The sequence below is a fragment of the Salinisphaera orenii subsp. orenii MK-B5 genome, from assembly GCF_003788635.1.
GTDB lineage: Bacteria > Pseudomonadota > Gammaproteobacteria > Nevskiales > Salinisphaeraceae > Salinisphaera > Salinisphaera orenii.
Genome location: NZ_AYKH01000010.1, coordinates 81114 through 90990, shown reverse-complemented (window position 1 = coordinate 90990; position 9877 = coordinate 81114). Strand labels below are relative to the sequence as shown.

11 protein-coding genes are annotated in these 9877 nt (G+C 67.3%); 8 read left to right on the top strand and 3 right to left on the bottom strand.

Going from position 1 to position 9877, the window contains the following annotated elements:
* Positions 1–205: 205 nt before the first annotated feature.
* Positions 206–934: an epoxyqueuosine reductase QueH gene (locus tag SAOR_RS06550; protein WP_123590390.1), complete on the top strand. Its 729-nt coding sequence runs from the start codon at positions 206–208 to the stop codon at positions 932–934.
* Between the two features lie 20 nt (positions 935–954).
* Here the strand turns inward: SAOR_RS06550 and SAOR_RS06545 are convergent, their stop codons facing one another.
* The gene (locus SAOR_RS06545; protein WP_185015570.1) at positions 955–1347 is read right to left on the bottom strand and encodes a DUF4168 domain-containing protein; all 393 of its coding nucleotides are present in this window, start codon (positions 1345–1347) and stop codon (positions 955–957) included.
* A gap of 210 nt (positions 1348–1557) precedes the next feature.
* On the opposite strand from SAOR_RS06545, the gene SAOR_RS06540 reads away from it, so the two are divergent.
* Entirely contained in the window at positions 1558–2076 is a 519-nt protein-coding gene (locus tag SAOR_RS06540) for an RNA polymerase sigma factor (RefSeq protein ID WP_221179899.1), read from the top strand.
* Entirely contained in the window at positions 2069–3001 is a 933-nt protein-coding gene (locus SAOR_RS06535; protein WP_123590387.1) for a hypothetical protein, read from the top strand. The genes SAOR_RS06540 and SAOR_RS06535 overlap by 8 nt, the downstream gene beginning before the upstream one ends.
* 403 nt (positions 3002–3404) lie before the next feature.
* Here SAOR_RS06535 and SAOR_RS06530 read toward each other — a convergent pair whose 3' ends face one another.
* Entirely contained in the window at positions 3405–4769 is a 1365-nt protein-coding gene (locus SAOR_RS06530; RefSeq protein ID WP_123630714.1) for a glutamate--cysteine ligase, read from the bottom strand.
* A gap of 179 nt (positions 4770–4948) precedes the next feature.
* Here SAOR_RS06530 and ubiA point away from each other — a divergent pair, with 179 nt between their 5' ends.
* The 4 genes from ubiA (at position 4949) to greA (ending at position 8886) form a co-directional block, all read left to right on the top strand.
* Positions 4949–5824 carry a 4-hydroxybenzoate octaprenyltransferase gene (ubiA, locus tag SAOR_RS06525; RefSeq protein ID WP_123630713.1) on the top strand — a complete coding sequence of 292 codons (876 nt, stop codon included), beginning with the start codon at positions 4949–4951 and terminating at the stop codon, positions 5822–5824.
* Positions 5825–5853: 29 nt separating this feature from the next.
* A complete protein-coding gene (locus tag SAOR_RS06520; RefSeq protein ID WP_123630712.1) occupies positions 5854–6897 on the top strand; it encodes an SdiA-regulated/phytase-like domain-containing protein in 1044 nt (347 codons plus the stop codon).
* 18 nt (positions 6898–6915) lie between these two features.
* The gene (locus tag SAOR_RS06515) at positions 6916–8274 is read left to right on the top strand and encodes an adenosylmethionine--8-amino-7-oxononanoate transaminase (RefSeq protein WP_123630711.1); all 1359 of its coding nucleotides are present in this window, start codon (positions 6916–6918) and stop codon (positions 8272–8274) included.
* Positions 8275–8403: 129 nt separating this feature from the next.
* Complete coding sequence (gene greA / locus SAOR_RS06510; RefSeq protein WP_123590384.1) at positions 8404–8886, top strand: transcription elongation factor GreA; 483 nt, start codon at positions 8404–8406, stop codon at positions 8884–8886.
* A 12-nt stretch (positions 8887–8898) separates the two neighbouring features.
* Here the strand turns inward: greA and SAOR_RS06505 are convergent, their stop codons facing one another.
* Entirely contained in the window at positions 8899–9183 is a 285-nt protein-coding gene (locus SAOR_RS06505) for a YhbY family RNA-binding protein (RefSeq protein ID WP_123630710.1), read from the bottom strand.
* A gap of 48 nt (positions 9184–9231) precedes the next feature.
* On the opposite strand from SAOR_RS06505, the gene SAOR_RS06500 reads away from it, so the two are divergent.
* Positions 9232–9849 (top strand): RlmE family RNA methyltransferase, encoded by a 618-nt coding sequence (locus SAOR_RS06500; RefSeq protein ID WP_123630709.1) that lies wholly within the window; start codon positions 9232–9234, stop codon positions 9847–9849.
* Positions 9850–9877: the final 28 nt, after the last annotated feature.

Genomic DNA, 9877 nt, shown 5'->3' with positions numbered 1-9877 from the left:
GCCGCCCCCCCGCCGATGAAGCCGGCCAGCAGCGGGCCGATCAACGGCAGCCAGAACAGCAGAAGCGAAATGACGGCCATCCAGATCATGGCCATCACGATGCTGCCTTGTTTCATGTCCACTCCCGGTCGTTCGCGGCGTCGTGGACGGACGCCGGTGTAATACGGACAATGGGCGATTATCGCATCGCAAGCGGTGACTGCCCATGAACCCGTATAGCTTGGATCGCTACGAGCGTCCCGAGATCGAGCCGCCTAGCACGGATTCGCGCCTGCTCATGCATTCCTGCTGCGCGCCCTGCGCCGGCGAGGTGCTGGCGGCGGTGAAGGCGTCCGGCATCGACGTCACGGTCTATTTCTACAATCCCAACATCCATCCGCAGGCCGAATACGAGATGCGCAAGGCCGAGGATATCCGCTACTGCGAGCGGCTCGGCATTCCGCATATCGACGGCGATTACGATACCGACAACTGGTTCGATCGTATCCGCGGACTGGAGAACGAGCCCGAGCGCGGCCGGCGTTGCACGGTCTGCTTTGACATGCGCTTTGAACGCACGGCGCTGTACGCGGCCGAAAACGGCTACGGACTGATCTCGAGCACGCTGGGTATTTCGCGCTGGAAGAACATGGCGCAGATCAACGAGGCGGGCGTGCGTGCGACTTCGCGCTATCCGGAGGTCCGCTACTGGACGCTGAACTGGCGCAAGAAGGGCGGCGCCGCGCGCATGATCGAGATCGCCAAGCGGGAAGCGTTCTATCAGCAGGAATACTGCGGCTGCGTGTACAGCCTTCGTGATACCAACCGCCATCGGCAGGCCCAAGGGCGGCCGCGGATTCAGAAAGGCGTGAAGTTCTACGGTCGTGAAGCCATTTCGGGCAGTGCGCCCGGTCGAGGGGAATACCCGAGCCTGAAGAATCCGGCCGGCGAGTAGCCGGCCGGAGATCCGGTCGACTAGCGCATGTCCTGCACGCGCTTGGCGAATTCCGGATTGGACTGCGCCGCCTTGGCGATGCCGTTGTACTCGTCGACGGACAGGCCGCTGTCACGCACGGCTTCGACCATCTCCTGAGTCGCTTTCTGGCGATTCTGCATGGCCTTTTCCTGGGTCTCGGCGTTCTGCAGCTTGTCCTGCCAGTCCTTGCGGACCTCGCGCACGTCGGACTGGGCCTCCGAGAACTTCTCGAGCTGTGCGTCCGAGACCTCGGACGGGTCCGGCGCCTGGATACGGGACTGCGCCTGGGCCTGGGCGCCACCACCGCCGCCGCCCTGGGCGAATACCGGCGCGGCGACGAACAGGCTGGCGCCGAACAGCGTTGCGGCGATGATGCGACTGGTTGCGTTCATGGCAACTCCTTGCATAGAGAATGTGGGCGTGATCAACGACCCCGCCACGCACACCAACGACCGCGATCGCCAATCGGTTCCATCGAGTGGAGATCGAGACGCGATGGAACCGCGGCGGCACCCGGACCGTTAGTCTTACTGAGCGCGCTGCATGTGATCCGCCGAGTCGGGCCTTGATGCATCGCGACGACCCCAGCGGGGAGACAGGATTTGATCGACCCAGACATGATCGACGCGGAGATTCCGCATCTGCGCCGCTACGCGCGAGCCCTCGTGCGTGAGCGCGAGGCCGCCGACGATCTCGTGCAGGACACGCTGGAGCGTGCCTGGCGCAAACGCGTTCAATGGCGGCCGACCGGGCGGCTGCGCAGCTGGCTGTTCCGGATGCTCTATCGCCTCTATCTCGATCGACGGCCGCAGCTGCAGCGGGCGCACCGCAACCTGATCGCGCTCGACGATGTGCGACCGCCGGCGGCCGCCGGCATGGACACCGACGCCGCGCTGCACTGCCGCGAAGTGATGGCGGCGATCGACGCGTTGCCCGAGAAGCAGCGAGCGATCCTGCTGCTGGTCGCGCTCGAGCAGCCCAGCTACCGCGAGGGCGCGCGCGCGCTCGGTCTGCGTGTGGGCACCTTTCGGTCGCGTCTGTCGCGGGCCCGCGAGCAGCTCAACGAACGACTCGTCTCGGCGGCGGAACCGACCCCGACACGCGAGGATGCCAATGGCTGATACCGATGCACGTGATCGCGAGTATCCGTACGAAGACGCCGTATCGTTCTATGCCGGTCGTCTCGCGTCCAGTCGTGAACGCAGTACCCTCGCCTGGGTGACGGCCCATCCCGACGCGGCGGCCCGTGCGCGCCGCGACGCGGCGATCGAGCAGCGTATCGCACGCCAATACGAGGCCGTGCTCGACGAGCCGATACCACCGCGTCTGCTGCGGTACGGCCATCGACGGCGCGCGCGCTGGCCCATGCGCATGGGGACCGCCGCTGCGGTGGCGGTGGCCGCGGGTATCGGCTGGTGGGGCGGCACCCAGCAGATGCCGTCGCCGGAGCGTGCCGACGGGTTCGTTCAGCGCGTGGCCGCGGCGGCGGACGGTGACGGGCCGGATGGAACGCCGGTGGTGTCGACCGCGGGCGCGCAGACCTCGCCCGGGGGCGGGAACGCCCTGCCGGCACCGGATCTTGGTGCGCAGGGCTACGATATGGTCGCGAGACGGCATGTGGATGATGCCGGGGGCGGTCGAGACCTCGGGGAATTCGTCTACGAGAACGATCTCGGTCAGCGCGTGCGGCTGTTCGCGCAGCGGCGGGAGCCGGTCGGTGAGCCGTCGCCGCGCGTGTCTTTCGAGGGCGGCCGCCCGCTGGCGCGCTGGCAGGCCAACGGCGTGGATTATGCTTTGGTGGGCGAGATGCCGGCGGACTCGCTCCGTTCGCTCGCGCGGATCGCGGCTGCCGGCCGCCCGGCCGAACCCGCGCCCGTACAACCGGTGGGCAGGCCTCTGCCCTCGAAGCAGGGCCCGGCCTGGCGCGTCGGTGACGATCCGCCCCTGGACTCGATGCCTTCGGCCACGCCGGGTGTGACGCCGCGCGAGCGGATGATCCCCGCCGCCGATGGCGGCGGGGGCGTCCAGCCCCAGGGGCAGATGTAGTCGCATCCGGACGCCCGTCGGTTCGGCCGGCTGAGCAACGCCCCGGGACGTCGAGTACAGCTGCAGGAGCCGATGCGAAGCGGCGTCGCGCTCGCGAGCTCGCGCGGCATCAAGGTTTGGCAAGACGTCATGCAGACATCGCGTTGGCCACGCATATCGTGTCCTGAGCGATGCGCGCTGTCGGTCGCGGCGCGCCACGATTCGGACGTGCAGCGCCGACGGCCGAAGGTTGATGGGCGACTGAAACCGAAAGAACCAGCGCCCGTGACTGTAGATCCACGATCTGCGCCTATCCAGCGTTGCCGCAGGCGGGCCGAGATGACGGCACGCCCGCGGCGCGGACTACGCCACGCCTTGCCGCGTGAAAGCGCTCGGCGCGGGTTGGGCGGGGTGCCAGTAGTTCCTAGTAGGCGAACTCGGTGAACACTGGGTCCACCGACTGGTTCCAGCGGCCGTGATACAGCGCCAGCAGATGCTCAGCCGGTGTCACGCCCGTCTCCGCGATTTCGGCCAGCCCCTCTAGATAGATCGTTTCGTCGCGATCGCGGGCGTCGAGCCGGCCCCGGCGGCGCAGGCCCTCGATCGCGATCGCCACGACTTCACGGGCGATGTCGCCGAGGGTGCCGTCGCGGAACGGCGTTTTCAGGCCGTGGATCGGCGCTTCGGCGCGCAGGGCGTTGCGCTCTTCGCGGGTGAAGTCGCGGCACAGCGCCCAGGCGGCCTCGAGTGCGTCGCTGTCGTAGCACAGGCCCGCCCAGAGCGCCGGCAGGGCGCACAGCCGGCCCCAGGGGCCGCCGTCGGCGCCGCGCATCTCCATGAAGCGCTTGAGACGGACTTCCGGGAACAGCGTGGTCAGATGGTCGTCCCAGTCCGACATGGTGGGGCGCTCGCCGGGCAGCGCCGGCAGACGGCCGGCCATGAAGTCGCGGAACGACTGGCCGGAGGCATCGATGTAGTGGCCGTCGCGGTGGACGAAGTACATCGGCACGTCCAGCGCGTATTCCATGTAGCGCTCGAAGCCCATGTCGTCGTCGAAGACCCAGTCGAGCATGCCGCAGCGGTCGGCGTCGGTATCGGTCCAGATCTGGCTGCGATAGGAGACGAAGCCGTTCGGACGGCCTTCGGTGAACGGTGAATTGGCGAACAGCGCGGTGGCCACTGGCTGCAGCGCCAGGCCGACACGGAATTTCTTGATCATATCGGCTTCGGAGCCGTAGTCGATGTTCACCTGCACGGTCGAGGTGCGCAGCATCATGTCGAGCCCGAGCGTGCCGACCTTCGGCATGTAGGCCTTCATGATGTCGTAGCGCTGCTTGGGCATCCACGGCGTCTGCTCCCGCGTCCACTTGGGCTGGAAGCCCAGCCCGATGAGGCCGACGTCGAGCTCGCCGGCGACTTCCTTGACCTGGCGCAGATGGGTCTGGACCTCGTCGCAGGCCTCGTGGATCGTCTCCAGCGGCGCGCCGGCGAGTTCCAGCTGGCCGCCGGGCTCGAGCGTGATGTGACAGCGGCCGAGTTCGAGAGCGACGACGCGGCCGTCCTCGCGCATCGGCTCCCAGCCGAAACGCATGAGCTCGTGCAGAAACGCCTCGATGCCGCGCTCGCCCTCGAAGGGCAGCGGCCGCAGCGTCTCGCGATCGAAGACGAACTTCTCGTGTTCGGTGCCCAGACGCCAGCGGCTCGGCGGCTTGCAGGCGTTCTCGAAATATTCGACGAGCTGGCGTCGGTCGGTGATCGGCGCGCCGCCGGATTGCGATGGAGCGGACATGACATCTCCCAGACCGGCGATGCGCCGCGCGGGCGCCGGGGGCGCGGTCGTACTGCATTCGTGATTTGCAGCATGGTAACGTTAAATCGGTTTCCAAGGGGTAGCTGCCTGATGCAACCATCGTTGAATGGCTGTCGCTGTAGCGGCTGTGCGTGGGTCCCGGACAGGGCGGTCCGGGCATGAGCACGCTGCCGCTGGCCGCGGATCGTCTGGGCTGCTATCTGCGGCTGACACGCCTGAACAAGCCGATCGGCATCTTTCTCGTCGTCTGGCCGATGCTCTGGGCGCTGTGGTTCGCTGCGCGCGGGGTGCCCGATCCCTGGGTGCTCACCGTCTTCGTTCTCGGCGCGATCCTCATGCGCTCGGCCGGCTGCGTGATCAACGACTTCGCCGACCGCGAGATCGACGGCCACGTCGAGCGCACGAAGGCGCGGCCGCTGGCCACCGGCGAGGTCTCGTCGCGGGAGGCGCTGGCGCTGTTCGCCGCGCTCTGTCTGCTGGCGTTTCTGCTCGTGCTCACGCTGAACCGGCTCACGATCGCCATGGCCTTCGTGGGCGCGGGGCTGGCAACGCTCTATCCCTTCACCAAGCGGGCCACGCACTGGCCGCAGATGTTTCTCGGCGCCGCTTTCGGCTGGGCCGTGCCGATGGCGTTCGCCGCCGAGAGCGGCGGCGTGCCGGCCGGCGGCTGGACGCTGTTCGCGGCCACGCTGATCTGGGCACTGGTCTATGACACCTTCTATGCGATGGTCGACCGCGACGACGATCTGAAGATCGGCGTGAAGTCTACCGCGATCCTCTGGGGTCGCCACGACCGGCGCATCATCGGCTGCTTTCAGGTGCTGTTCTTCGCGCTGCTGGTCGTCGTCGGCCTGCAGTTCGGCATGGGCGCGCTCTACTACCTGGGCCTGGTCGCGGCCGTCGGCATGGCGGGCTATCACCAGTGGCTGACGCGTCACCGCGATCGCGCCGCCTGCTTCAAGGCGTTCATGCAGCACAACGTGTTGGGCGGCGTCGTTTTTCTGGGCATTGTGGTCGATCTGGCCATCGGCTAGCGTGGCGCCCCACGCCGATGGAGACGAAGATGAACACGGTACGAATCCTGACCCAGGGGCTATTGGCCTGTTTCGATGAAGGCCTGACCGACGCCTCGGGCGAATACGTCAACGCTGAGGTATCCGCCGCGGCCTGGAACGGCCGCCGCCTGGTGCTTGCCAGCGACAAGGACGTGCCGGGTGCGGAGCGTTCGCCGGTGTTCGCCATCGAGTGTCGTGATGGCGAACCGGTGCCCGAATCGTTGTCCTTCTACACGGCCGATCTGATTCGTACGGCGGCCAAGTACGAAGACTTCGCGCTGACCGCGGAGGGCGGTCATATGGTCGCCACCACCGGCTTCGACCGTGTCGACACGGCCTCGGCCGATCTGCATCACTACAACCGCCTGCTGTGCTGGCCGGCCGACGCTCCGCAGTCACCGCGTCTGGTCGCCGACCGCGAGGACGATGGAGTCCGCAGCTCCGTGGGGTTGCGCACCGAGCTGGAACAGGCCCTCGGCGCACCGTACTTCAAGATCGAGGGGCTGGCAGCGATCCCCGGACGCGATGGCGAACCGTCGCGGCTGTTGTTCGGCATCCGCGAGGTGGGGGTCGATCACGCGAATTTCGAGTACGCCTGCCGCGTGGTCGCCGCTCCCTATCGTATGGAGGGCGATGCCCTGGTGCTCACCGGCGCCTTCTCGGTGTTCTACGACTTCGATCCCGCGCGCTGGGCCGACGTGCGATACGACGTGGGCCTGTCGAGTCTGGAATACGATCCGAGCCGCCGGCAGCTTTTGTTTCTGACCAGCTTCGAGGTGACCGACGCCGACGGCGAGGATCGTGTGGGTGCCTATCTCTGGCGACTATCGCTGGATGCGTTTTTCAACGGAAGCGATCCGGAGCTCGTGCTCGGCGAGGACGGGCGCGCCTTCGAATTCACCGAAAAGGCTGAGGGTGTCGCGGTGCTGGGCGACGGTCGCCTGTTCGTGGTCTACGACCCGGACCGTTCGCTGGCGCTCGATCCCGTGCACGAACGCGACTCACGCGCGCCGCACGAGGCGCCCTATACACTGCTCACCCTCGACGACTGACCGCCTCGAAGGCCCGACATGACCAACGACGAACTTATCCGCCGCGATCTCGCCACCGTCTGGCACCCGTGCACGCAGATGAAGGATACGGAAACGATGGCGCCGATCCCGATCCGGCGCGGCGAGGGCGTCTGGCTGGAGGATTTCGACGGCAACCGCTATATCGACGCGGTGAGTTCGTGGTGGGTCAACATATTCGGCCACGCCAATCCGGCCATCAACGACCGCATCAAGACGCAGCTGGACACGCTGGAACACGTCATGCTCGCGGGGTTCTCACACGAGCCGGCGGTCGAGCTCGCCGAGCGGCTGATCGCGGCCACACCCGCCGGGCTGACGCGGGCGTTCTACGCCGACAACGGGTCGGCGGCGGTCGAGGTCGCGCTCAAGATGAGCTTCCACTACTGGCGCAACACCGGTCACGGCGACAAGACCCGCTTCATCAATCTCAGCAACAGCTATCACGGTGAGACCCTGGGCGCGCTCGCGGTCGGCGACGTCGCCCTCTACAAAAAGACCTACGAGCCGCTGCTGCTCAAGCCGCTGACCGCACGCGGGCCCGACTGCTACCACCGCGAGCCGGGGGTGAGCTGGGCCGAGCACAGCCGCGCCGTGTTCGCCGACATGGAGGCGCTGCTCGCCGAACACGCGCACGAGACCTGCGCGGTCATCGTCGAGCCGCTGCTGCAGTGCGCCGGTCACATGCGCATGTACGATCCGGTCTATCTGGAGCTGTTGCGCGAGGCTTGCGATCGGTACGGCGTGCATCTGATCGCCGACGAGATCGCGACCGGTTTCGGCCGCACCGGCACGCTGTTCGCCTGCGAGCAGGCAGGCGAGGGCGGTATCAGCCCCGATTTCATGTGCGTGTCCAAGGGACTGACCGCGGGCTATCTGCCGCTGTCGGTCACCCTGACCACGGAGGATGTCTACCGGGCGTTCTACGACGACTACGCCAACATGTCGGCGTTTCTGCATTCGCATTCCTATACCGGCAATCCGCTGGCCTGCGCCGCCGCGCTGGCCACGCTCGACGAGTTCGAGCGCCGCGACCAGATCACGGTCAACCGCCGTCTGGCCACGCACATGGCCAACGCGCTCGCGCCGCTGGCCGAGCATCCGAACGTGGCCGAGGTCCGCCAGGTCGGCATGGTCGCGGCGGTCGAGCTGGTGGCCGACAAGGCGACGCGCACGCCCTTCGACTGGCGCGAGCGGCGCGGCCTCGATGTCTATCGGCACGCCCTGACCCGGGGCGCGCTGCTGCGCCCGCTCGGCGACGTCATCTACTTCATGCCGCCCTACGTGATCACGCCGGAACAGATCGATCATCTGGCGGCGGTTGCCGCCGAAGGCATCGAGCGCGCCGTCTCGACTTGAGCGCCGCGCGCTGCTAGCCTTCGAGTCACATGCGGCTCGAGGGTTCGCATGCCAACCGAATTCGAACCGAGACGGTCGCCGCAACGGGCGGCCGTTTTGTTTTAGGCCCCACCCTTCGAGGGACGACCTATGGATAGAACACCGTTGACCGAAACCGGCGCCGAAGCGCTGCGTGACGAGCTCAAGCGGCTCAAGAAGGTCGAGCGCCCGCGCATCGTTGCCGCGATCGAGGAAGCGCGCGCTCATGGCGATCTCAAGGAGAACGCCGAATACCACGCCGCCAAGGAGGAGCAGGGCTTCAACGAAGGCCGCATCGCCGAGATCGAGGGCAAGCTCGCCAGCGCTCAGATCATCGACGTCGCCCGCGCCGGCGCCCAGGCCAATGGCCGGGTGGTCTTCGGTGCCACGCTGGATCTCGCGGACGAGGACACCGGCGAGGAGTTCACCTATCAGATCGTCGGTGAGGACGAGGCCGACATCAAGCGCGGCATGCTGTCGTTCGCCTCGCCGATCGCGCGGGCGCTGATCGGTAAGACCGAAGGCGATGTCGTCGAGGTCGAGGTGCCCAGCGGCCAGCGCACGCTCGAGATCGTCAAGGTGCGCTACGCCTGAGCCCGGTCCGCGTCAGCCGTCGTCGGGCCGGGGGCGATAGATCGTGGCGGTACGCCCGATCTGCTGCACACAGGCCGCTTCGAGGTTCGTGCACACCGTGTCGATCTCCGCGCGGCGCGCGTCCCGGCCGTCGACCGCGAGCTTGATCTTGACCAGTTCGTGGTCGGTGAGTGCGCGATCGATCTCGGCGAGCACCGGTTCGCTCAGGCCCGCGGCGCCGGTCTGCACGATCGGCTTGAGGTGGTGGGCCTGTTTCTTGAGCGCGCGGCGCGTGTCGGAATCCAGCGTCAGGGGCATTCGGGAGAGGATCGTGGCGATGGGCGATGAGCGCGCAGTATACGGGCCATGAGCAAGCGCAGCGACACGCGCCGCTGGCTGGACCGGCATCGCAACGACCCCTATGTGCGCGCCGCGCAGGCGGACAACTATCGCTCGCGCGCGGTGTACAAGCTCGCCGAGGTCGACGAGCGCGACGGCCTGCTCGCCGGCAAGCGCTGCATCGTGGATCTCGGCGCCGCGCCGGGCGGCTGGAGCCAGTACTGCCGGCGTGTGCGCCCGAGCGCGCGGGTGCTCGCCCTGGATCGCCTGTCCATGGCGGCCATCGAGGGCGTCGAGTTCCTCGAGGCCGACTTCGCGGAGCAGCCGGGCCTGGATGCGCTGCTCGCCGCGCTCGATGGGCAGGGGGTCGATCTTGTACTCTCCGACATGGCCCCCAACTTATCCGGCATCAAGGTATCGGATCAGGCCGGCGTCATGCAGCTCGCGGAACTGGCGCTCGATCTTTGCGGTCAGGTGCTCGAGCGCGGCGGCGATCTGCTGATCAAGGTCTTTCAGGGCGAGGGTTTCGATGCGCTGCTCGCCGATATGCGCGCGCGCTTCGATCGCGTCGCGGTGCGCAAGCCCAAGGCATCGCGCGATGCCAGCCGCGAGATGTATCTGGTCGGGCGGGGCTGGCGTACATGAACAATGCGATGAGCGCGCGGGCCGCAAG